Source organism: Mycolicibacterium sphagni, from assembly GCF_002250655.1.
GTDB lineage: Bacteria > Actinomycetota > Actinomycetes > Mycobacteriales > Mycobacteriaceae > Mycobacterium > Mycobacterium sphagni.
Genome location: NZ_NOZR01000009.1, coordinates 66,672 through 88,962 on the forward strand (window position 1 = coordinate 66,672; position 22,291 = coordinate 88,962).

A 22,291-nucleotide genomic window follows, 5' to 3' on the forward strand; every position below is an offset into this window, starting at 1 on the left:
TCTAGTCCTCCCTAGACCCGGCGCCGCTTGGGCGGACGGCAGCCGTTGTGCGGCTGCGGTGTGACGTCGGAAATCGCGCCGACCTCCAGGCCAGCGGCCTGCAGGGAGCGGATGGCGGTCTCGCGGCCCGAACCCGGGCCCTTGACGAACACGTCGACCTTCTTGACGCCGTGTTCCTGAGCCTTGCGGGCCGCGTTCTCGGCGGCCAGCTGTGCGGCGAACGGGGTCGATTTGCGCGAACCCTTGAAGCCGACATGGCCCGACGACGCCCACGCGATCACGTTGCCCTGCGGGTCGGTGATCGAAACGATCGTGTTGTTGAACGTGCTCTTGATGTGCGCGGCGCCGTGCGGGACGTTCTTCTTTTCCCGGCGACGGGTCTTCTGCCCCTTCTTGGGTGCAGCGCCGCCCTTCTTTGCTTGTGCCATCCGGGGTTACCTGGCCTTCTTCTTGCCGGCGATGGTGCGCTTGGGGCCCTTGCGGGTGCGCGCGTTGGTTTTGGTTCGCTGGCCACGCACCGGAAGGCCACGGCGGTGCCGCAGGCCCTGGTAGCAGCCGATTTCGATCTTGCGGCGGATGTCTGCCTGCACCTCACGGCGCAGGTCGCCCTCGACCTTGAGGTCGTTGCCCTCGATGTAGTCGCGCAGCTGGGTCACCTGATCATCGGTGAGGTCCTTGCTGCGCAGATCCCGGTCGATGCCGGTCGCCGCAAGGATTTCCTGCGAGCGCGTACGGCCGATGCCGTAAATGTAGGTCAGCGCGATCTCCATACGCTTGTCGCGCGGGAGGTCAACGCCCATGAGACGTGCCATCAGGCAGTGATTCCTTCTCTTTGCGGAGGTCTGATCCCAGTCCGTTCCCCGTCTGTCGGGGTCCGGCCTCCGTGCCGGACGTGGATGAGAGCCCTATGCCCTCAGTGGTACTGGGAGGTCTGCATTCAGTTGTGGGTAGTGCTCTCGCCGACAGCGGCCGGTGTCAGCCCTGCCGCTGCTTGTGGCGCGGATCAGAGCAGATCACCATGACCCGCCCATGCCGGCGGATCACCCTGCACTTGTCGCAGATCGGCTTGACGCTAGGGTTCACCTTCACGGCTGTTCGATCCTTCTAGTTCTCGTCGTTGTCTTGTTACGTGCTCGGGTCGAGGCTTATTTGTACCGGTACACAATGCGACCCCGGGTCAGGTCGTAGGGAGACAACTCCACTACCACCCGGTCCTCGGGAAGAATGCGGATGTAGTGCTGCCGCATTTTGCCGCTGATGTGAGCGAGCACCTTGTGTCCGTTCTCCAGCTCAATGCGAAACATCGCATTGGGCAGGGGCTCGACCACGCGGCCCTCGACCTCGATGGCACCGTCTTTCTTGGCCATAACCTCTCAGATCCTGCTTTGTTGGTTCTGTTCACACCGGTCGCTCCTGGCAACAGGTGCTCGCAGTCGGGCAGCCTTCGCCCCGACTGCAAAACGTGAGCCGGGATCAGGAAATTCCAGAAATTCCAGGACGAGGCACGCAAGAGTCGGCGCGGATACCGCACCGCCGGTCCACGATACCCGCTTGGGCGCGCTACTCCAAAACCGTCGCGCAGCCGTACTGACCTCAGATTAAGCCCGAGGTGAACGGGCCGCGACCGGAACATCCCGACCCGATAAGCACTGGACACTCGGCGCATAATTATCAGCGATGACCGGACCCGCCCCCCAGCCCCGCAAACCCGTCATTCTCACCGTTGACGATGACCCTGCCGTGTCGCGTGCAGTAGCCCGTGACCTACGCCGCCATTACGGCGAGCGGTACCGGATCGTGCGCGCGGAATCCGGGCCCGACGCGCTGGAAACCATCAACGAACTGAAGCTGCGCGGCGAGACCGTCGCGGTGTTCGTGGCCGACTACCGGATGCCCCAGATGAGCGGCATCCAGTTCCTCGAAGAGGCGATGGACGTCTACCCGATGGCCCGCCGGGTGCTGCTGACGGCCTACGCCGACACCCACGCCGCGATCGACGCCATCAACGTCGTCGACCTAGACCATTACCTACTCAAGCCGTGGGATCCGCCGGAGGAGAAGCTCTACCCGGTGATCGACGCGCTTCTGGAGGCCTGGCACGCCACCGGCGACCGCGCCATCCCGCACACCAAGGTGATCGGGCACCGCTGGAGTGAGCGGTCCTGGGAGGTCCGTCAGTTCCTGGCCCGCAACCTGCACTCGTTCCGCGCCTTCAACGCTGACGAACCCAAGGGCAAACAGCTGCTCGACGCCGGCGGCCTGGACGGATTCCAGCTGCCCGTGGTCATCAGCGAGCAAGGCCAGGTCCTGGTCGATCCGACCAACGCCGAACTTGCCGCGATGCTGGGCCTGTCGACCAGCCCGTCGCTGGAGATGTACGACCTGGCCGTCATCGGCGGAGGGCCGGCCGGGCTGGCCGCGGCCGTTTACGGCGCCTCCGAAGGACTCAAGACGGTTCTGATCGAGGAGCTGACAACCGGCGGCCAAGCCGGGCGCAGCTCCCGCATCGAGAACTACCTCGGCTTCCCCACCGGCGTCTCCGGCGCCGAGCTGACCACGTCCGCACGCCGCCAGGCCGAGCGGTTCGGGGCCGAGGTCATCACCACCCGCAAGGCGGTCAAGCTGTCCGCCGGTGAGGCAGGCACGGCCCGCACCATCGAGTTCGAGGACGGCGGCAGCATCGCCGCACGGTCCGTCATCCTGGCCACCGGCGTGGAATACCGCCAGCTGCGAGTCACCGGATGCTGGGACAACCCCGACGATCCGGCCTGTAATTACGTCGGACGCGGCGTCTACTACGGGGCCTCGGTGTCGGACGCCTCCGAATGCCGCGGCGAGGACGTCTACATCGTGGGCGGGGCCAACTCGGCCGGGCAGGCCGCCATGTTCATGTCCCGCGAGGCGCGCTCGGTCACCATGCTGGTGCGCGGGCCGTCGCTGGAAACGTCGATGTCGTATTACCTGATCCAGCAGATCGAGAAGAACCCGAAGATCTCGGTGCGCACCTGCACCGAGGTGGTGGACACCCTCGGCGAGGACGATCACCTGACCGCACTGGTCGTGGAGAACCGGCAGACCGGCCAGCAGGAAACGGTCCCGGCCAGCAGGATGTGCTGCTTCATCGGCGCCGAGCCGCGCACCGACTGGCTCAAAGAGGTCGTCGCCGTCGACGACTACGGATTCATCCTGGCCGGACCCGACCTGTTCAACGTCGCCGGATGGGTTCTGGACCGGCCACCGCACCACCTGGAAACAAGTGTGCCCGGTGTGTTTGTTGCAGGAGACGTGCGCGCCGAGTCCGCCAAACGAGTGGCAGCCGCCGTCGGCGAAGGGTCGATGGCGGTGATGTTGGTGCATCGGTATCTGGCGGAGGCTTAGGAACATGGGCGAGAACTGCATGCCCCACGAACTGCGGACGTTGTTCCTGTTCGAGAAATTGTCCGACGAACAGCTGCGAACGCTGTGCGACAACGGGCACATCGCCATGTTCGAGCCCGGCCCGGTGGTCGTCGAGGGCGAGCCGGCCACCTGCTTCTACGTGCTGCTCGACGGTGAGCTGGTGATGTCCAAGCGCTCTGGCGGGGTGGATGTCGAGACCAACCGCACGTCGCAGCGTGGCGTGTATTGCGGGGCCTGGTCGGCCTACATCCCCGACGAGGAACAGGTCTACCAGGCGTCGGTGCGCGTCACCGTGCCGTCCCGGTTCTTCGTTCTCGACGCCAGCGCCTTCGCGCGGTTCATGCAAACCGAGTTTCCGATGGCCGTGCATCTCCTCGAGGGCCACATGGTCGGCGGCCGCCGCCAGAGTCAGATCATCGGCCAGCGCCAAAAGCTGCTCGCCCTGGGCACCATCACCGCGGGACTGACCCACCAGCTCAACAACCCCGCCGCGGCCACCGCCCGTGCCGTGGCAGATCTGCGCGAAGGCGTCGGCAAGATGCGCCACAAGCTGTCGATGCTCGCCGACGGCCAGTTCAGCCCTGAGGCGCTTCGGGTGCTGGTGCGCATCCAGGACGAAGTGGCCGAGATGGTCGCGAAATCCAAAGCCCAGGAACTGTCGGCGCTGGAGACCTCGGACCGCGAGGATCAGGTCGGTGACTGGCTGGACGACCACGGCATTGCCAGCGCCTGGGACTACGCCCCCACCTTCGTCGAAGCCGGCCTGGACGTCGACTGGCTGGAACGCGTCGAGGCATCCGTGGACTCGGTTGACTGCTCGGCGACCTTGCAGAGTGCCATCGGCTGGCTGAAATACACCATCGACACCGAACTGCGGATGAACGAGATCGCCGATGCCAGCGAGCGCATCTCGGGTCTGCTCGCTGGAGCCAAGAAGTACTCCCAGATGGACCGGGCCGAATACCAGGTCGCCAATGTCCACGAACTGCTGCACAGCACGCTCAAGACGCTCTTCGGGGACAAGGTCGGCGTCGGCACCGACAAGCCCATCAAGCTGGTCAAGGACTGGGACAAGAGCCTGCCCGAAATCGCCTGCTACCCAGGCGGTTTGAACGAAGTATGGGACGTCATCATCAACAACGCCATCCAGGCGATGAAGGGCCGCGGCACGTTGACGATCCGCACCGCGCGCCACGGCGACGACATGATCCGCGTCGAGATCGCCGACGACGGCCCCGGCATCCCCGACGAGATCATCGACCGGATCTTCACCGCGTTCTTCACCACGAAGCCGTTCGGCGAGGGCGACGGCCTCGGCCTGGATCTCGCGCGCCGCATCATCGTCGAGAAGCACCAGGGCGACATCCGGGTCCAGTCCGAACCGGGTAACACCCGCTTCACGATCCTGCTGCCGCTGACGGCGCCCGGCCCGGTCGCGCCAACACCGGGTGAACTTTCTGCCGCAGCGGAATAGCCGCCCGCCGGCCGCGGGTTGTAGCGGCCATGAGCGCCAAGCCAGATCTCGGCACGTTCGCATCGTTCGGTATGGGAGTCACCCCTGACGAAGCCACCGCAATCGAAGCGCTCGGCTACGGCGCCGTGTGGGTCGCCGGGTCACCGCCGGCGGAGCTGGACTGGGTCGAACCCAACCTCGCCGCCACCAGCCGACTGAAGCTGGCCACCGGCATCGTCAACATCTGGACCGCTCGGCCCGAAGCCGTCGCCGCGTCCTTCCATCGCATCGAAAGTGCTTATCCCGGCCGGTTTTTGCTGGGTCTGGGGGTCGGCCATCCCGAAGCCGATGCGCAGTTCGCCAAGCCGGTGGCCGCTCTCAACGCCTACCTGGACGTGCTGGACGAGCATGGCGTTCCCCCAGAACGGCGGGTGCTCGCCGCGCTCGGACCGCAGGTGCTGCAACTGTCCGCGCGCCGCAGCGCCGGCGCCCATCCGGTGCTCGTCACCCCCGAACACACCGCGCAGGCACGCCACCTGCTCGGGCCCGACGCGTTCCTGGCACCCGCGGTGCCCGTCGTGCCCACCACCGACGTCGAGCAAGCCCGCGCCATCGGCCGCAAGACCCTCGAGATTTACCTCGGCCTGAGTAATTACCTCAACAACTGGAAGCGCCTGGGCTTCACTGAGGACGACATCACCCGCCCCGGTAGCGACCGGCTGGTGGATTCCCTGATCGTGCACGGCACCCCCGAGACCATCGCCGCCCGACTCAAGGAGCACCTCGACGCCGGAGCCGACCACGTCCCGATCCAGCTGCTGACCTCGCCGGCCAAGGTCGTCGGAACCCTGGCCGAACTCGCCGGCCCACTCGGGCTGGGCTGAACAGAGAGGGAAGATCGATGACGGACGCCAAGCCAGATCTGGGCCGATTCGGCACATTCGGCCGCGGGGTCACCCCGCAGCAGGCCAAAGAAATCGAGGCGCTGGGCTACGGCGCGGTCTGGGTGGGCGGCTCGCCACCAGCCGAATTGGATTGGGTGGAGCCCATTTTGGCGAACACCAGCACGCTGAAGGTAGCCACCGGCATCGTCAACATCTGGACCGCTGCGCCCGGCCCGGTCGCCGAGTCGTTCCACCGCATCGAAGCCGCATACCCCGGCCGGTTCCTGCTGGGTATCGGCGTCGGCCATCCCGAAGCCACCCAGGAGTACCAGAAGCCGATCGACGCGCTTCGCGACTACCTCGACAAGCTCGACGAATACGGCGTAGGAAAGAACCGCCGGGTGGTCGCCGCACTCGGACCACAGGTCCTCAAGCTGTCAGCGGCGCGCGCCGCCGGTGCGCACCCGTACCTGACCACCCCGGAGCACACCGCCGAAGCGCGCCGGCTGATCGGACCCGAGGCGTTCCTGGCTCCCGAGCACAAGGTGGTCCTGACCACCCCGGACGCACAAGGGGCCGACACGGCGCGCGATGTCGGGCGGCGCGCGCTCGAGATCTACCTCAGCCTGCAGAACTACCTAAACAGCTGGAAACGGTTGGGATTCACCGACGATGACGTGGCCAAGCCCGGCAGCGACCGGCTGGTCGACGCTGTGGTTGCCTACGGCACGCCCGAGGCGATCGCCGCGCGGCTGACGCAGCACATCGATGCCGGCGCTGACCACGTGCCCGTCCAGGTGCTGACGTCGTCTGACAAGCTGGTGGATGAACTGGCTACTCTGGCCGGCCCGCTGGGGCTCAAACAACCGTAACGAGGGGGACTCGTGACCGATCCATCGCTGCTCAAACCAGATCTCGGCCGGTACGGAGTGTGGACAGCCGGTCCGGTCTCTCCGGAGCAGGCTGTCCAGATCGAGCGGCTCGGTTACGGCGCTGTGTGGGTCGGCGGGTCGCCGCCCGCCGATCTGGCGTTCGTGGAGCCGATCCTCGAGCGCACCGAGACGCTGTCCATCGCGACCGGAATCGTCAATATCTGGAACGCGCCGGCCCCGGAAGTCGCGGAGTCCTATCACCGCATCGAAAAGGCTTATCCCGGAAGATTTCTGCTCGGCGTCGGGGTGGGTCATCCCGAGCACACTCAGGAGTACACCAAGCCCTACGACGCGCTGGTGAGCTACCTTGACGATCTCGACGATAAGACCGTCCCGACCAGTCGCCGGGTGGTCGCCGCACTCGGGCCCAAGGTGCTTCAGCTGGCCGCGCAACGCAGCGCGGGCGCGCACCCGTACCTGACCACCCCAGTGCACACCGGGCAGGCCCGCGACCTGGTGGGCGCGTCGGTGTTCCTGGCACCCGAACACAAGGTGGTGCTGACCACTGATGTCGAGGAGGCCAGGAAGTTGGGCCGCGACAGCGTCGGCTTCTATCTAGGCTTGAGCAATTACGTCAACAGTTGGAAGCGCCTCGGCTTCACCGACGCCGATGTCGAGGGGGACGGCAGCGACAGGTTGATCGACGCGGTGGTCGCGTACGGCACCCCCGAGGCCATCGCCGCTCGGCTGGGCGAGCACCTCGATGCCGGGGCCGATCACGTCGCCATCCAGGTGCTGGGCGGGCCGGACAAGCTGCTGCCGGCATTGACCGAACTGGCCGGACCGCTGGGGCTGAACGCAGCCGGGTGAGCGCGCTGCGCGCCTAGTGGCGCGGACCGGAGTGCGCAGGGGTCAGCGCCGCACACGATGGTGCGACGTTGACCGCGGGACTGGGAAATCGGCCGGCGATACAACCATCCTCGACCGCGTCATCGACGGCCGCGGCGATCGCTGCGAGATCCTCAGGATCGCAACCCCAGTCTGCGACATCCACGTCACCGAGGCTGAGCCGGGCCGGAATGACGCTGTACCGACGGGAGATATCACGCATCGTCGCAATCATCGCCAGTACGGTCGCGCGCCCATCCTCCCCACTGCCCAGTCGGCGGTGCACGCCGATCATGTCCAGGCCCGCACCGGCCACGACCGCGGCTACCAGGGCGTCGTTGTCGTCGGTCACGTCGATCAGCACCCGCTGGCGATGTGAGGCCGCATCCGCGAGGATCCCAACCTGGGAAAGCGAGTTCACGACAAAGCGTCCGGCACCCGCCTCAGCGGCCCGCACCAAGGCGACCGCCTTCGGATCCGATGCATGCATGATGATGCGTTGTGGCAGCACACCCCTTGCCAGCGCCAGATCGACTCCATCGGTGTCGGCGACATCGACGGCAACGCCGTGGCGTTTAACCCACTCGGCCGGCGCCTGGAGACCAAGTACGTCATCGGGGTAGCTCACCGCCGCGCAGCGAAATGCCTTGCGGTACTGGGCGCACCGTCGCAGCATGACGGCTTCGGTGAGGCGCGGATCGGCGACCACCTGGGACCGTGCCGCGGCGGCGCGCAATATCCAGACGCTGGCCGGAATGGAGGCGGTCATGCCGCACGCTGTCCGATGACTTGCGCACCGGCAGAAATCACAACGACGGGCCGCGGGAATCGCAATGTGGCGCAAGCATCGTCGACCGATTCGTCGATCTCCTCGACGAGGTCGCGACGGACGATCGACTCATCGGCGGAGTTGATGATCCTGCCACCACCGAGTCCAAGCTGGGTCAGCACGACACCATGGCGACGGCGGATGTGGTCCATCTGCGCGATCATGTTGCCGATGGCAGCCGGGTAGCTTACGAAATCGTCGACGGCCGTGCCGACCTCGCATCGCAACCCGATCAAGTTGAGCGACCGGCAGCCGATCACCGCGTCCACCGCGAAATCGGCGTCGTTCGAGTCGAAGATGAACTGCCGCCAGGCACGGTCCGTCGTCGTCGCATCAGTCATGCGCAACAACACGTTCTGCGTACGCCCAACGACAGCGCCACTCAACGCCACGATGTGGTCGTCGCTACTGAGCACAACCCGGCCCACCCCGAGGGCGGCCACGCGGCGCATGTCGGACGTAGTCAGTTGGTCAGCGTGAGCGGTCATAAGCGCCGGATGGATGCCGACCGAGATCGCCGAATACAACTCCGGCATCGTGCGTACATCGATCGCGAGCCGGTGTTCGCGCATCCACCGCGCAACGCCGGCATCGTCCAGGGCAGACGCCGGGAAAGACACCTCAGCGGGCGCGCACGAGTCCCGATAACCGATCAGTCGGCGTATCTCCATGTCGTCGACCGCCGGGCGGTGACGTGCGCGAACAAATGACCGAAAGGTGGTCGACAGTGTCACCGAAACCTTCTTCGCCAAGCCCCGGCCTCCTGCTAGGGCGACCTCTCCCACAATCGCTCAACCCCGAACCGAAGTCAGCAATCCTTGCGATCTCTTGACGTTGCCCGTCCAAACATTGACGATCCGTTAACCCGTGCCGCGCGGCGGACGGTCAGCAGCCTCATCATGGCTGCGGATTGTCGTCCAGCATTGCCACCACGGCGGCGTATCGAGCGGTGACATCGGCCCGATCGGCCGGTTCTTGAACAGTTCGTATGTTCGCGCGCTGGATCATGTCTGCCTGATCGCGCAGAACCCGGCGACGATCGGGGTCCGGGGTTTGCTCGACGATCTTTGTCACCGCGTCGAGCTGCCGGATCATCACCGCCGGCATTCCGTCAGCGGCCTGGCGAATCTTCTCGAAGGCCCGCTCGACGAGTCGGTCGAAATGAGCCTGGTTGGCGATGACACGGATGAGCCCGCTGTCGTCGCGGCGAACCGGTTCCGGGTGCCAGGTCCTCGAGATGCGACACAGGCAGTCGCCGAGCCAGTCGATGCATGTCATCGCGGTGAACGTGTCGTTGACCGCGGGCGAGAGCGCTCGCAGGGCGATCTCGACAAGCTGGTCGAAGCCGAACGAAATATCCTGGGTAAGAGTGCGATACGGTCCCGTGACATGTCCGCGCTGGAGATTCCGCTCGACGTATTCCGCGGCCTCGGCGGGCCAGACGCTCGCCAAAATCTGTCCACGCACCAGGAAATGTCCTGGGCGGTAGGGCAAATGAATGACCGCGTCAGCCGATGCCGCGATCTTGAGCAACGTGTCGTGCCGAATGACCTGTAGGTATCCACTAGACGGGGTGCGTATCAGGGCCCCCGACTCGGCGATTCTGGCGAGCAATTGCGCCCTCGACGGGCCGCGCGCCGCGCCGACGCCGAACGACGTGTCGTTGCCGCCCGCCACGTCGATCTCACGAGCCAGGTCACCGGCAATGCCCGCAATCACCTGTGGCAGTTGGATCATCGACGCGATGTGGTTGAGGAAGTAGATGAGCACGGCCAGATCGGCCAGGGTCATGACCAGCGCGACCGTGACCGACAGATGGGGAACGAACTCGCCCGTCGAACCGCTACCGACGGAAACCAGCGTGAGGATCGTGTAGAAGAATGTCGCCACGAATGTGCCGAGCGTGACTTGCGTTCCGCGATCGCGGATGAAGTTGCGCAGCATCCGAGGCCCGAACTGCGTCGATGCCAGCGTCAACGCCACGATCGTGATCGAGAAAACGATGCCGACGACGGTAATAACCGCTGCGGCAACCGCAGTGAGAATCTGCCTAGCCGAGTCCGCCGTCCCACTCAGCACCCACGACGGCAGGTGCAAGTCGCCGCGGTAAGCAGCACGGTCTACTGCGTAGGTCCCGACGAACAGGACCAATACCGCAACAGCCTCGGTCGCGGGCACGACCCACAGGTTGGTACGAATCGCCTCACGGCGCCAATCCGACTGCAGATAACCCAGACTCGGCATCAGAGGTCAGTTCACGTTCGACGCGGTGTGGCATTGTTCGTCCACGCCTGGCTGAACCCGGGCGCGCGAGCGACCGTCGGCCCGACAATGCGCACGATCGCTCCCAGTCCCAGCCGCACGCTGCGCCACGTCTCGATCTAACACGTATCGCGGGCGATCCAGGGCCGGGCTGAACGTCAAGAAGTCGTAAATGCCCGGAAGCTCAGGCATGGTGTCCAACGCCCGGCGCCCCAGCATGCAGGTAGGCCGAATCGACCGTCATTACCGATGGGGTGCATCGCGCGCCAAAGTTGAACGGAGGAAAATCTCTGAATTACCCCCTATCGAACGCACCGTGCTCGTCACCGCGGCACCGGTTGCGCCACTGCACAGCGATCGAGACCTGCAGACCTTCGCCAGCCCGCACTCAGAAATTGGGCACCCGCAACCGAAAAGGTGTCGTAAATACTCGGTGGGTCCCCGTATGGATTGCGTTCGTCATGTAGCGACGGTCCGCGGGGGCGCGTAGATCTCGATATATGGACGACAGCCAACGGGGGCCAGTTCTGAGGCCGGGTCGTGGCCGGGCGAACGGCATCCGCAGCCGCGACTGCAGGTCGGCCGGCACGACCAGGTGTGGGGTGGTCTCCCTGGTATCGGGCGCGGCGGGCTGCGGTTGTGGCGGACTTGGCCGAGGTGCCTCTCTGGTTGGCGGGTTTACAACCAACTCGGCCGCAGCCATCCCGAAACCACTCCCGGACAACCAACGATCTGAGAGACGGAACCTGTTGTGAATGAACTGCTTCCGGTCTTCACACTGATCGCCCCGACTGCGATCGTCTTGCTGACCGTCCGTTATCTGAATCTCAGGGATGCCAGGAGAGACTCTGCGAAGATCGCTGTCGACGACGATGCTCGACGCGGCGAATACCAACTCTGACGACAGTCAACCGATTGAGGGGTGATTTGCCACGAGCGTGATAGCGATGGCCATTGTGGCAGCGGCCCCAGGGGGAATCCGATCCAGCGCGCTGGCTTCTGCTCGCGCGGGCGGCATTCCCACGTACAGCAATTCCGCGGCGATCACCGGTAGTGCCATCCTGGTGGCAGCATTACTAATCGTGTTGATCGGCATGGCGATTGCGTGGTGGCGAAGCCGCTGACCATCCGATGGACACACGCACGCCCTGGCCAACCGGGCCGCCGGACGATCTCTGCGAGAACGGGTTTCGGCCACCAGGTGGACGTGTCACCGAGGCGGCGGTTCCGTTCCTGTGTGCCGGGCAGCCGGGAGGCGTGCTTAGGTCACGAGCGCGGGACGTCAGCCCAATCCGTCGGCCACCGGACCGAGCGCCAGCGCCGGCAGGTACTCCAGACCGACGACGAGCAGCGTGGCGCCGATGATCAGCATGATGAACGTCGCCGAGTGGGTCCGCAGAGTGCCGGCCGTGATGACACCGGGCTTCTGAGCCGCGAAGGTGCCCGCGATCGCAAGCACAGCGATGATCGGCAGGAACCGCCCAACCACCATCGCGAGAGCAAGTCCAGTGTTGTACCAGGTTGTGTTGGCGCTGATTCCGGCGAACGCGCTGCCGTTGTTGGCGGCCGAACTCGTGAATGAATACAGCACTTCCGACAGCCCGTGCGAGCCGGCATTGAGCATCGACGCTCGTTCACCGGGCAGCGCCATCGCCACCGCCGTTCCAATCAGGACCGCCGCGGGCAGTGCCAGTATGTACAAGCTGACGAGCTTCATATGCCGGGCACGCAGTGGCTGTTTGAGGTACTCGGGTGTCCTGCCGACCATCAGGCCGCCGATGAAGACGGCGAGCAGCACCATCATCACCAAGCCGTAGAGGCCACTACCTGCACCACCGGGTGCCACCTCCCCGAGCATCATGTTCAGCATCAGCACCGCGCCGCCGAAACTGACGAAGCTGTCGTAGGAGGAGTTCGCCGCACCGTCGGCGCTGCTGGTCGCGACTTGCCCGAACAACGCGCTTCCCGATACGCCGAATCGGCTTTCGGTGCCTTCGACGGGACCTCCCACCGCGTGAACGACGGTACCGTGTGTCACCGTCGTCACCACGATCATCGCGACCGTTCCGACCACGAAGAGCACTGCGGCCGCAGTGAATAGCGCCCAACCCTGCTTGCGGTCGCCGATCATCACACCGAACGTCCGCAGGAAGGCGACCGGGATCAGCAGCATTGCCACGATCTCCACCGCGTTCGTCAACGGCGTCGGGTTCTCGAACGGGTGCGCACTGTTGGCGTTGAAGGCGCCACCACCGTCTCCGGACATCAACTTGATCGACTCCCAGGTGGCCACCGGGCCGCCGAGAACGGTTTGGCTACCGCCAGCCAGGGTCGAAACCTCTTGCGCGCCATGGAAGTTGTTGACCACACCGAGCGCCAGCAACACCACGGTGACAACGATGGACAGCGGCAGGAGGATACGTACAACTGACCGAACCAAGTCCGTCCAGAAGTTGCCCAGCTGCTCGTTCTGGTACTGCGCAAGACCCCGAATCAACGCAGCGGCAACACACATGCCGACCGCGCAACTGGCGAACGCCTGCACACCGAGCCCGGCAGCCAAACCCGCGTGCCCCAGCGTGGCCTCTCCGGCATAGCTCTGCCAACTGGTGTTGGTGACGAACGAGATTGCGGTGTTGAACGCCAACGCCGGCGTCATCCCCTTGTGACCCCACGGCTCCGGCAGCAGCGTTTGCACCAGCAGCAGCCCGTAAAGAAACAGCACGCTCACCGCTGAGAAGGAAAGCACCGAATAGCCATACCTCGTCCACCGTTGCTGATCGTCCGGCTGGGCGCCGATGAGCCGATAGATCACCCGCTCGACCCGCCAATGTCCAGTGTCCGAATACACCCGGGCCATGTAGTTGCCGAGCGGGACGTGCAATGCGACCACGAGCAGGACAACAACGATGGCCTGCAACAACGCTGGTGTTCCCCAGTGGGATGGACCGCCGATAACGGCAACCCCCTTAATCGATGTGCGCTCAACGGAGCCCAAATTAAGGAGCAGATCACCCTATGGTGGCGGCGGTTACGCAATCCATACATGGCGCTGCCAGGTATTGACACGACCTTGACGGGTGACTTTAGACCATTGCCGCGACCATGCGGGCACGGCGAGAATCTGTCCCATCGCCTCGACTGACCGCCAGCGCAGAGGGGAGGCGCGGGATCTTCGTTAAAGCGCGATGGTTCGACGTAAAGAAACCGTCAACGGGCGCTGGACTGGCACCGGTGCGATCTAGCTTCGTCATGGTCCTCGATGCCGAGGGCCCGGCAGTGCTGCCCGGGCTATACGGGCCAGGACCTCATCGATTTGTCGTGAACGGAGAGACATGGGTGTCGTCATATTCCTTGTGCTGACAGTGGCGATCTTCGCCTTGCTCGGCCTGGTGCAGAAGTTGGTCGAGCGACTGTGAGCTACGAGAACATCGTCGGGCTGATCTTGTCCGTGTTGCTGGCGCTGTTTCTTTTCGCCGCACTGCTGTTTCCGGAGAGGTTCTAGTGACTACGACATCGGCGGGGATCGTGTTCCTCGTCCTGCTGATCGCTGCGCTCGCGGCCGTGCACGTGCCGCTGGGCGACTACATGTACCGGGTCTACTCGTCGGAGAAGAACAACCGCGTCGAACGCGTCATCTACCGGTTGATCGGGGCCGACCCCAAGTCGGAGCAGACCTGGGGCGCCTACGCGCGCAGCGTGCTGGCCTTCTCGGCGATCAGCATCCTGGTCCTGTTCGTCTTCCAATTGGTGCAGGGCAAGCTTCCGCTGCACCTCAACGACCCGGCCACGCCCATGACGCCGTCGCTGGCCTGGAACACCGCGGTCAGCTTCGTCACGAACACCAACTGGCAGGCGTACTCGGGTGAGTCCACCCAGGGCCACCTGGTCCAGATGGCCGGCCTTGCCGTGCAGAACTTCGTGTCGGCCGCCGTCGGCATGGCCGTTGCCGTCGCGCTGGTGCGCGGGTTCGCCCGCCGGCACGCGACCGAACTCGGCAACTTCTGGGTCGACCTGGTGCGAGGAACCCTTCGCATACTGCTGCCGATCTCGATCCTCGCCGCCATCGTCCTGATCGCCGGTGGGGCGATCCAGAACTTCCATCTGCATGACCAGGTCGTCAACACCCTGGCCGGTAGCCCGCAAACCATCACCGGCGGCCCGGTCGCGTCCCAGGAAGCCATCAAAATGCTGGGCACCAACGGCGGTGGCTTCTTCAACGCCAACTCGGCGCATCCGTTCGAGAACCCCACCACGTGGACGAACTGGATACAGGTCTTCCTGCTGCTGGTGATCAGCTTCTCGCTACCGCGCACATTCGGCCGCATGGTGGACAGCAAGAGGCAGGGCTATGCCATTGCCGCGGTGATGGGCGTGCTTGCCACCATCAGCGTGGGCTTCATGATGTGGACGCAGCTGCAACACCACGGCACGGTGCCGACCGCGATCGGGTCGGCGATGGAAGGCGTGGAACAGCGCTTCGGTGTAGCGGATTCGGCGGTCTTCGCCGATGCCACCACGCTGACGTCCACCGGCGCGATCGACTCCGCCCACGACTCCTACACCAGCCTCGGCGGCATGATGACGATGTTCAACATGCAGCTGGGCGAGGTCGCACCCGGCGGCACCGGATCCGGCCTGTACGGCATGCTGATCCTCGCAGCCATCACGGTGTTCATCGCCGGCCTGATGGTCGGCCGCACACCGGAGTACCTGGGCAAGAAGATCAATCCGCGTGAGATCAAGCTGGCCTCGGCCTATTTCCTGACCACTCCGCTGATCGTGCTGCTCGGCACCGCGGTGGCGATGGCGATGCCCGGGCAGCGGGCCGGGATGCTCAACACCGGGCCGCACGGCCTGTCCGAGGTGCTCTACGCGTTCACCTCGGCGGCCAACAACAACGGCTCGGCCTTCGCCGGCATCTCGGTCAACACCGTGTGGTACAACACCGCCCTCGGCTTGACCATGGCCTTCGGCCGATTCCTGCCGATGATCCTGGTGCTCGCACTGGCCGGTTCGCTTGCCAGACAGGGACATACCCCCGAATCGATCGGAACACTGCCCACGCATCGCCCCCAGTTCGTCGGCATGGTCGCCGGCGTGACCGTCATCCTCGTGGCCCTCACCTTCTTGCCCATGCTCGCGCTTGGGCCCCTCGCCGAAGGAATTCACTAACCCATGACAACTAGCACCATCGACTCCGCAGAAGAGTCGAAACACCAACCCAGCAGCGGCAAGAAGAACCAGGTCCAAGGTGGCCTGCTCGACCCCAAGATGCTCTGGAAGGCCCTGCCGGACGCACTGGTCAAACTCGACCCTCGCACGCTGTGGCGCAACCCGGTCATGTTCATCGTCGAGGTCGGCGCCGTCTGGAGCACCATCCTGGCGATTCTCAGCCCGAGCTGGTTCGCCTGGCTGACGGTCTTCTGGCTCTGGTTGACGGTCGTATTCGCCAACCTCGCCGAAGCCGTGGCCGAAGGCCGCGGCAAAGCGCAGGCCGAAACACTGCGAAAGACCAAGGCCGACACCATGGCCCGCCGGCTGACCGGCTGGGAGTCCGGCGTTCCGGGCCGCGAGGAAGAGGTGGCCGCACCCCTGTTGCGCCAGGGTGACATCGTGGTGGTCGAAGCCGGCCAGGTCATTCCCGGCGATGGCGACGTGGTCGAAGGTATTGCGTCCGTTGATGAATCGGCCATTACCGGTGAATCGGCCCCGGTGATCCGCGAGTCCGGTGGCGACCGCTCGGCGGTCACCGGCGGTACGACGGTGCTGTCGGATCGCATCGTCGTGAAGATCACCCAGAAACCTGGTGAGAGCTTCATCGACCGGATGATCACCCTTGTCGAGGGCGCCAACCGGCAGAAGACGCCCAACGAGATCGCGCTGAACATTCTGCTGGCGGCCTTGACGGTTATCTTCATCTTCGCCGTCGCAACACTGCAGCCGCTGGCGATCTTCTCCAAGGCCAACAATCCCGGGGTGCCCGACACGCTGTCGCTGACCACCAACGGTGTGTCCGGGATCGTGATGGTCTCGCTGTTGGTCTGCCTGATCCCGACGACGATCGGCGCGCTGCTGTCGGCGATCGGCATCGCCGGCATGGACCGGCTGGTGCAGCGCAACGTGCTCGCCATGTCGGGCCGCGCGGTCGAGGCCGCCGGTGACGTCAACACCCTGTTGCTGGACAAGACCGGCACCATCACGCTGGGCAACCGGCAGGCATCGGACTTCGTCCCGCTCTCCGGTGTTACGAACGAGCAACTCGCCGATGCCGCGCAGCTGTCCAGCCTGGCCGACGAGACTCCGGAGGGCCGCTCGATCGTGGTGTTCGCCAAGTCGAACTTCGGCCTGCGGGCACGCACGCCGGGCGAGTTGGTCAACGCGGAGTGGGTGGAATTCACGGCAACCACCCGGATGTCCGGGGTGAACCTGGACAACGGCCATCTGCTGCGCAAGGGTGCCGCCAGCTCGGTCGCCGACTGGGTCCGCGGCGAGGGCGGTACCGTACCAACGGAACTCGGCATCATCGTCGATGGCATCTCCGCCGGCGGTGGCACTCCGCTTGTCGTCGGCCAGGTGGTGGACGGTAAAGCCGAGGTGCTCGGCGTCATCCACCTCAAGGACGTCGTCAAGCAGGGCATGCGCGAACGCTTCGACGAGATGCGCAAGATGGGCATCCGTACGGTGATGATCACCGGTGACAACCCGTTGACCGCCAAGGCGATCGCCGACGAGGCCGGCGTGGACGACTTCCTCGCCGAAGCCACACCCGAGGACAAGCTCGCGCTCATCAAGCGCGAGCAGGAGGGCGGCAAGCTGGTCGCTATGACCGGCGACGGCACCAACGATGCACCGGCGCTGGCCCAGGCCGATGTCGGCGTGGCGATGAACACCGGCACCTCGGCGGCCAAAGAGGCCGGCAATATGGTCGACCTGGATTCCGACCCGACGAAACTCATCGAGATCGTCGAGATCGGCAAGCAGCTGTTGATCACCCGCGGTGCTCTCACCACGTTCTCGATCGCCAACGACATCGCCAAGTACTTCGCCATCATTCCCGCGATGTTCGTCGCGTTGTTCCCCGGCCTGGATCTGCTCAACATCATGCGGCTGCACAGTCCGCAATCGGCGATCCTGTCCGCGGTCATCTTCAACGCTATCGTCATCGTCGCGCTGATCCCGTTGTCGCTGAGGGGTGTTCGTTACACCCCTAGCAGCGCGTCAAAGCTGTTGAGCCGAAACCTCTACATCTACGGTCTCGGCGGCATCATCGCTCCGTTCATCGGGATCAAGCTGATCGATCTCGTCATCCAATTCTTGCCAGGGATGTGACATGAAATTCTCCAACCTCATTCGCCAACACTGGGCAGCGCTGCGCGCGCTGCTGGTGCTCACGGTCATAGTCGGTATCGGCTACCCGCTTTTCATCTGGCTGGTGGCGCAGATCCCAGGCTTGAATGACAAGGCCAACGGGTCGATCATCGAGGTCAATGGGAAGCCGGTCGGCAGCAGCCTGATCGGCCAGCTGTTCACCGACTCCAACGGCAACCCGTTACCGCAGTACTTCCAGAGCCGCCCCTCGGCGGCGGGCACTGGCTACGACCCGCTGAACAGCGGTGCAAGCAACCTCGGACCGGAGAGCATCCTTGATACACCGGCAGACCCGTCGTTGCTGGCGCAGGGTAAGAAACCTGCCGATGCCGGATTCAAGGCAAGTCTGCTGACAACCGTATGCAGCAACAGTCAGTCCGTCGGACAGCTCGAAGGCGTCGATGGATCGCGTCCTTTCTGCACCGGCGACGGTGTCGGCGCGGTGCTCTCGGTCATCGGTCCCCGTGACTCGCGCGGCAACGTGATGCAGCCGACCAAGGTCGTCAGCGTCAACGAACCCTGCGAGACCACCACGCGTCCGTTCCTCGACATCTACGAGGGTGTGCGGGTGGAGTGCGCGAAGTTCGGCGAGGACTACACCGTCGGTCAGATCGTGCCGATCATCGGTGCGGCGTCGAGTGACCCCGCGGTGCCTGCCGACGCCGTGACCGCCAGCGGCAGCGGCCTGGACCCGAACATCTCGCCCGCCTACGCTGATCTGCAGATCGCCCGGGTCGCGAAGACCCGCGGCGTCAGCGTCGATCAGATCCGCCAGCTGGTCGCCGACCACACCGACGGCCGTACGCTGGGCTTCCTCGGCGAACCGCGGGTCAACGTCCTCGAGCTCAACGTTGCGCTGGACGAGAAGTACCCCAACAAGAGCTGATGAGCAGTGGATGATAAACGTGTGGACACCGTCCAACCGCCACGCGTGACGTCCGGCGGCGAACCGCCGCCGGACACGTCGTCAGACAGTGGTGCGCAGCCCGCCCCGAACGGCCACAAGCCGAAACGAGGCGAGCTGCGCATCTACCTCGGGGCTGCACCTGGCGTTGGCAAGACGTTCGCGATGCTCGGCGAAGCGCACCGGCGGATCGAACGCGGCACCGACTTGGTGGCGGCCGTGATCGAGACACACGGCCGCAAGAAGACCGCCGAGCTGCTCGACGACATCGAGATCATCCCGCCGCGCTATATCGACTACCGCGGCAGCCGATTCCCCGAGCTTGACGTGCCTGCCGTGCTGGCCCGTAAGCCGCAGGTCGTGCTGGTCGACGAACTCGCCCACACCAACACCCCGGGTAGCAAGAACCCCAAGCGCTGGCAGGACGTCGAAGAACTGCTCGACGCGGGCATCACCGTGATCTCCACGGTCAACGTCCAGCACCTGGAGAGCCTCAACGATGTCGTCGCACAGATAACCGGTATCGAGCAACAAGAGACGGTCCCCGACGAGATCGTCCGAAGCGCGTCGCAGATCGAGTTGGTGGACATCACTCCGGAAGCCCTGCGGCGCAGGCTTTCTCATGGAAACGTGTACGCCCCGGAGAAGGTGGACGCCGCGCTGTCCAACTACTTCCGCCGAGGAAACCTCACCGCGCTGCGCGAACTGGCGCTGCTGTGGCTGGCCGATCAGGTCGACGCGGCCCTGGCCAAGTACCGCGCCGACAACAAGATCACTGCGACCTGGGAGGCTCGAGAACGCGTCGTTGTCGCTGTCACCGGCGGGCCCGAATCGGAGACGTTGGTACGCAGGGCATCCCGGATCGCGTCGAAGTCCAGCGCGGAGCTGATGGTTGTGCACGTGGTGCGCGGCGACGGCCTGTCAGGGGTGTCGGCTCCACAGATGGGCAAGGTGCGCGAGCTCGCGACCAGCTTCGGCGCCACGGTGCACACCGTCGTCGGCGACGAGGTGCCCAGCGCACTACTCGACTTCGCACGCGAGATGAACGCCACCCAATTGGTGATCGGCACGTCACGACGATCGCGATGGGCCCGCGTCTTCGACGAGGGCATCGGGGCTGCGATCGTGCAGAACTCGGGCAAGATCGACGTCCACATGGTGACCCATGAGGAGTCCAAGCGCGGCTTCGTGTGGCGGCCGACGTCCCCGCGTGAGCGCCGCGTGGTCTCCTGGCTGGCCGCGGTGGTCGTGCCGTCGATCATTTGCGCCATCACCGTCGCGTTTCTGGACAACTACCTCGCTATCGGCGGCGAGAGCGCACTGTTCTTCGTCGGAGTGTTGATCGTCGCGCTGCTCGGGGGCGTGGCGCCGGCGATCCTCTCGGCGATGCTGTCCGGGCTGCTGTTGAACTACTTCCTGACCGAGCCGCGCTATACCTTCACCATTGCCGAGCCGGACGCCGCCGTCACCGAGATCGTGCTCCTGCTCATGGCGATCGCGGTCGCCGTGCTGGTCGACGGTGCCGCCAAACGCGCCAGGGAGGCCAGGCACGCTTCCCAGGAGGCCGAGCTGCTCACCCTGTTCTCCGGCGCAGTGCTGCGCGGCGCGGACTTGGAGACACTGCTGGAACGGGTGCGGGAAACCTACTCACAGCGCGCTGTCAGCATGCTGCGCGTGCGCGGACAAGACGAGAAAATTGTTGCCTGCGTGGGCAAAGATCCTTGTGTGACAGTGGATTCCGCCGACACCGCCATCGAAGTGGGCGACGACGAGTTCTGGATGCTGATGTCGGGGCGCAGCCTGCCCGCCCGCGACCGGCGGGTGCTCACGGCCGTCGCCAAACAGGCCGCCGGGCTGGTCCGCCAGCGGGAACTGGCCGCGGAGGCCAGCAAAGCCGACGCCATCGAGAAGGCCGACGAACTGCGCCGCTCCCTGCTCTCGGCGGTCAGCCATGACCTGCGCACACCCCTGGCCGCAGCCAAGGCGGCGGTGTCGAGCCTGCGTTCCGAGGACATCGGGTTCTCCGAGGAGGACACAGCCGAGCTGCTGGCCACCGTCGAGGAATCGGTCGACCAGCTGACCGCACTGGTGGACAACCTGCTCGACTCGTCGCGGCTGGCTGCCGGAGTGGTCCGGCCCGAGCTCAAGCGGGTGTACCTCGAAGAGGTGGTCCAACGCGCGCTGCTGAGCATCAGTCGCGGGTCGACCGGGTTTGGCGCCAAGGGGCTCAGCCGTATCAAAGTCGACGTCGGCGACGCGGTGGCGATGGCCGATGCCGGCCTGCTGGAGAGGGTGCTGGCCAACCTGATCGACAACGCACTTCGCTACGCACCGACGTCCATCGTGCGCGTCAACGCGGGCTGGGTCGGCGATCGGATGCTGATCAACGTCATCGACGAAGGCCCCGGCGTGCCCCGGGGCACTGAGGAGCAGCTGTTCGAGCCGTTCCAGCGGTTCGGCGACCGGAACAACAAATACGGTGTCGGCCTTGGCCTTTCGGTGGCCCGCGGTTTCGTCGAGGCGATGGGCGGAACAATCTCGGCCACCGACACCCCCGGGGGTGGCCTGACCGTCATCGTCGACCTTGCCGCGCCGCCCGAGGGCCGGCCGTGAGCAAGGTCAAGGTGCTGGTGATCGACGACGAGCCACAGATCCTGCGAGCGTTGCGAATCAATCTCAGCGTGCGCGGCTACGAGGTGATCACCGCTGCGACCGGTGCGGGGGCGTTGAAGGCGGCCGCAGACCACCGGCCCGACGTGATCGTGCTCGACCTGGGGCTGCCCGATATGGACGGTATCGAGGTCCTCGGCGGTCTGCGCGGCTGGCTGGGCGCACCGGTGATCGTGCTGTCAGCCCGCACCGACTCCGCCGAGAAGGTCGAGGCCCTCGACGCCGGTGCCGACGACTACGTGACGAAGCCGTTTGGCATGGACGAGTTTTTGGCCCGGCTTCGCGCGGCGGTGCGCCGCGCCGCCGCTGCCTCGGAAACCGACGAGCCGGTGGTCGAAACCGACGCTTTCACCGTTGATCTGGCGACCAAGAAGGTGATCAAGAACGGCGCCGAAGTGCACCTGACGCCCACCGAGTGGGGCATGCTCGAGATGCTGGTGCGCAACCGCGGCAAATTGGTCGGCCGCGAAGAGTTGCTGAAAGAGGTCTGGGGTCCGGCCTACGCCAAGGAGACCCACTACCTGCGGGTGTATCTGGCGCAGCTGCGGCGCAAGCTCGAGGATGACCCGTCGCATCCCCGCCATCTGCTGACCGAAGCGGGCATGGGCTATCGCTTCCAGCAGTGACGCCATTCGATACCCGCCGGCATCAGGAAATCGCTGCCGCGCGGGTCGGCCGCGAACTATCGTCGAAGCCACCGGGGCGAAGGAGATGAGTTGTCATGAACGAGCCCAAACACACTGGAGGCTGTACCTGTCG

General features: G+C 65.1%; 20 protein-coding genes. 12 read left to right on the top strand and 8 right to left on the bottom strand.

Annotation, left to right across the window (positions count from 1 at the left end):
• Nucleotides 1-11 precede the first annotated feature (11 nt).
• The 4 genes from rpsK to infA form a co-directional block, all read right to left on the bottom strand.
• Complete coding sequence (rpsK, locus tag CG716_RS12635; protein ID WP_005140014.1) at nucleotides 12-428, bottom strand: 30S ribosomal protein S11; 417 nt, start codon at nucleotides 426-428, stop codon at nucleotides 12-14.
• Nucleotides 429-434: 6 nt separating this feature from the next.
• A complete protein-coding gene (gene rpsM, locus CG716_RS12640) occupies nucleotides 435-812 on the bottom strand; it encodes a 30S ribosomal protein S13 (protein WP_059016004.1) in 378 nt (125 codons plus the stop codon).
• Nucleotides 813-975: 163 nt separating this feature from the next.
• Nucleotides 976-1,089: a 50S ribosomal protein L36 gene (gene rpmJ, locus CG716_RS12645; RefSeq protein WP_003879483.1), complete on the bottom strand. Its 114-nt coding sequence runs from the start codon at nucleotides 1,087-1,089 to the stop codon at nucleotides 976-978.
• A gap of 56 nt (nucleotides 1,090-1,145) precedes the next feature.
• Nucleotides 1,146-1,367 (bottom strand): translation initiation factor IF-1, encoded by a 222-nt coding sequence (infA, locus tag CG716_RS12650; RefSeq protein ID WP_005140011.1) that lies wholly within the window; start codon nucleotides 1,365-1,367, stop codon nucleotides 1,146-1,148.
• A gap of 310 nt (nucleotides 1,368-1,677) precedes the next feature.
• On the opposite strand from infA, the gene CG716_RS12655 reads away from it, so the two are divergent.
• From CG716_RS12655 to CG716_RS12675, 5 genes are read left to right on the top strand one after another with little or no spacing between them, the layout of a single operon-like run.
• The gene (locus CG716_RS12655) at nucleotides 1,678-3,378 is read left to right on the top strand and encodes an NAD(P)/FAD-dependent oxidoreductase (protein ID WP_094479981.1); all 1,701 of its coding nucleotides are present in this window, start codon (nucleotides 1,678-1,680) and stop codon (nucleotides 3,376-3,378) included.
• Between the two features lie 4 nt (nucleotides 3,379-3,382).
• Nucleotides 3,383-4,873, top strand: a complete 1,491-nt coding sequence (locus tag CG716_RS12660; protein ID WP_094479983.1) for an ATP-binding protein — start codon at nucleotides 3,383-3,385, stop codon at nucleotides 4,871-4,873.
• Between the two features lie 29 nt (nucleotides 4,874-4,902).
• The gene (locus CG716_RS12665) at nucleotides 4,903-5,736 is read left to right on the top strand and encodes an LLM class F420-dependent oxidoreductase (protein ID WP_094479985.1); all 834 of its coding nucleotides are present in this window, start codon (nucleotides 4,903-4,905) and stop codon (nucleotides 5,734-5,736) included.
• A gap of 17 nt (nucleotides 5,737-5,753) precedes the next feature.
• Nucleotides 5,754-6,608 (top strand): LLM class F420-dependent oxidoreductase, encoded by an 855-nt coding sequence (locus tag CG716_RS12670; protein WP_094479987.1) that lies wholly within the window; start codon nucleotides 5,754-5,756, stop codon nucleotides 6,606-6,608.
• A 12-nt stretch (nucleotides 6,609-6,620) separates the two neighbouring features.
• Nucleotides 6,621-7,478, top strand: a complete 858-nt coding sequence (locus CG716_RS12675; RefSeq protein ID WP_094479989.1) for an LLM class F420-dependent oxidoreductase — start codon at nucleotides 6,621-6,623, stop codon at nucleotides 7,476-7,478.
• Nucleotides 7,479-7,491: 13 nt separating this feature from the next.
• Here the strand turns inward: CG716_RS12675 and CG716_RS12680 are convergent, their stop codons facing one another.
• The 3 genes from CG716_RS12680 to CG716_RS12690 all read right to left on the bottom strand — a co-directional run bounded on the left by CG716_RS12680 (nucleotide 7,492) and on the right by CG716_RS12690 (nucleotide 10,569).
• Nucleotides 7,492-8,265 (bottom strand): type III PLP-dependent enzyme domain-containing protein, encoded by a 774-nt coding sequence (locus tag CG716_RS12680; RefSeq protein ID WP_094479991.1) that lies wholly within the window; start codon nucleotides 8,263-8,265, stop codon nucleotides 7,492-7,494.
• Nucleotides 8,262-9,059, bottom strand: a complete 798-nt coding sequence (locus tag CG716_RS12685; RefSeq protein WP_133066930.1) for a type III PLP-dependent enzyme domain-containing protein — start codon at nucleotides 9,057-9,059, stop codon at nucleotides 8,262-8,264. Before CG716_RS12685 ends, CG716_RS12680 begins: the two co-directional genes overlap by 4 nt.
• Nucleotides 9,060-9,222: 163 nt before the next feature.
• Nucleotides 9,223-10,569 carry a DUF2254 domain-containing protein gene (locus CG716_RS12690; RefSeq protein WP_094479995.1) on the bottom strand — a complete coding sequence of 449 codons (1,347 nt, stop codon included), beginning with the start codon at nucleotides 10,567-10,569 and terminating at the stop codon, nucleotides 9,223-9,225.
• Nucleotides 10,570-11,534: 965 nt separating this feature from the next.
• Between CG716_RS12690 and CG716_RS30185 the strand changes: the two genes are divergently transcribed.
• Entirely contained in the window at nucleotides 11,535-11,711 is a 177-nt protein-coding gene (locus tag CG716_RS30185) for a hypothetical protein (protein ID WP_165774132.1), read from the top strand.
• 158 nt (nucleotides 11,712-11,869) lie between these two features.
• Here the strand turns inward: CG716_RS30185 and kdpA (CG716_RS12695) are convergent, their stop codons facing one another.
• Nucleotides 11,870-13,543, bottom strand: a complete 1,674-nt coding sequence (gene kdpA, locus CG716_RS12695) for a potassium-transporting ATPase subunit KdpA (RefSeq protein ID WP_410431306.1) — start codon at nucleotides 13,541-13,543, stop codon at nucleotides 11,870-11,872.
• Nucleotides 13,544-14,002: 459 nt separating this feature from the next.
• Between kdpA (CG716_RS12695) and kdpF the strand changes: the two genes are divergently transcribed.
• The 6 genes from kdpF (at nucleotide 14,003) to CG716_RS12730 (ending at nucleotide 22,158) form a co-directional block, all read left to right on the top strand.
• Nucleotides 14,003-14,092 carry a K(+)-transporting ATPase subunit F gene (gene kdpF, locus CG716_RS30760; protein ID WP_094480001.1) on the top strand — a complete coding sequence of 30 codons (90 nt, stop codon included), beginning with the start codon at nucleotides 14,003-14,005 and terminating at the stop codon, nucleotides 14,090-14,092.
• Nucleotides 14,092-15,762 carry a potassium-transporting ATPase subunit KdpA gene (gene kdpA / locus CG716_RS12710; RefSeq protein ID WP_094480003.1) on the top strand — a complete coding sequence of 557 codons (1,671 nt, stop codon included), beginning with the start codon at nucleotides 14,092-14,094 and terminating at the stop codon, nucleotides 15,760-15,762. The genes kdpF and kdpA (CG716_RS12710) overlap by 1 nt, the downstream gene beginning before the upstream one ends.
• A 3-nt stretch (nucleotides 15,763-15,765) precedes the next feature.
• Nucleotides 15,766-17,919, top strand: coding sequence for a potassium-transporting ATPase subunit KdpB (gene kdpB / locus CG716_RS12715; protein ID WP_094480005.1), 2,154 nt, complete (start codon nucleotides 15,766-15,768; stop codon nucleotides 17,917-17,919).
• 1 nt (nucleotide 17,920) lies between these two features.
• Nucleotides 17,921-18,844 carry a potassium-transporting ATPase subunit C gene (locus tag CG716_RS12720; protein ID WP_094480007.1) on the top strand — a complete coding sequence of 308 codons (924 nt, stop codon included), beginning with the start codon at nucleotides 17,921-17,923 and terminating at the stop codon, nucleotides 18,842-18,844.
• Nucleotides 18,845-18,979: 135 nt separating this feature from the next.
• Complete coding sequence (locus CG716_RS12725) at nucleotides 18,980-21,475, top strand: DUF4118 domain-containing protein (protein WP_094480252.1); 2,496 nt, start codon at nucleotides 18,980-18,982, stop codon at nucleotides 21,473-21,475.
• A complete protein-coding gene (locus CG716_RS12730; protein ID WP_094480009.1) occupies nucleotides 21,472-22,158 on the top strand; it encodes a response regulator in 687 nt (228 codons plus the stop codon). The genes CG716_RS12725 and CG716_RS12730 overlap by 4 nt, the downstream gene beginning before the upstream one ends.
• The last annotated feature ends 133 nt before the right edge of the window (nucleotides 22,159-22,291 follow it).

Excerpts from the sequence above, each read along its gene's own strand:
- rpsK (WP_005140014.1), bottom strand. The coding sequence starts at position 428 with ATGGCACAAGCAAAGAAGGGCGGCGCTGCACCCAAGAAGGGGCAGAAG.
- rpsM (WP_059016004.1), bottom strand. The coding sequence starts at position 812 with ATGGCACGTCTCATGGGCGTTGACCTCCCGCGCGACAAGCGTATGGAG.
- infA (WP_005140011.1), bottom strand. The coding sequence starts at position 1,367 with ATGGCCAAGAAAGACGGTGCCATCGAGGTCGAGGGCCGCGTGGTCGAG.
- CG716_RS12655 (WP_094479981.1), top strand. The coding sequence starts at position 1,678 with ATGACCGGACCCGCCCCCCAGCCCCGCAAACCCGTCATTCTCACCGTT.
- CG716_RS12660 (WP_094479983.1), top strand. The coding sequence starts at position 3,383 with ATGGGCGAGAACTGCATGCCCCACGAACTGCGGACGTTGTTCCTGTTC.
- CG716_RS12665 (WP_094479985.1), top strand. The coding sequence starts at position 4,903 with ATGAGCGCCAAGCCAGATCTCGGCACGTTCGCATCGTTCGGTATGGGA.
- CG716_RS12670 (WP_094479987.1), top strand. The coding sequence starts at position 5,754 with ATGACGGACGCCAAGCCAGATCTGGGCCGATTCGGCACATTCGGCCGC.
- CG716_RS12680 (WP_094479991.1), bottom strand. The coding sequence starts at position 8,265 with ATGACCGCCTCCATTCCGGCCAGCGTCTGGATATTGCGCGCCGCCGCG.
- CG716_RS12690 (WP_094479995.1), bottom strand. The coding sequence starts at position 10,569 with ATGCCGAGTCTGGGTTATCTGCAGTCGGATTGGCGCCGTGAGGCGATT.
- CG716_RS30185 (WP_165774132.1), top strand. The coding sequence starts at position 11,535 with ATGGCCATTGTGGCAGCGGCCCCAGGGGGAATCCGATCCAGCGCGCTG.
- kdpB (WP_094480005.1), top strand. The coding sequence starts at position 15,766 with ATGACAACTAGCACCATCGACTCCGCAGAAGAGTCGAAACACCAACCC.
- CG716_RS12720 (WP_094480007.1), top strand. The coding sequence starts at position 17,921 with ATGAAATTCTCCAACCTCATTCGCCAACACTGGGCAGCGCTGCGCGCG.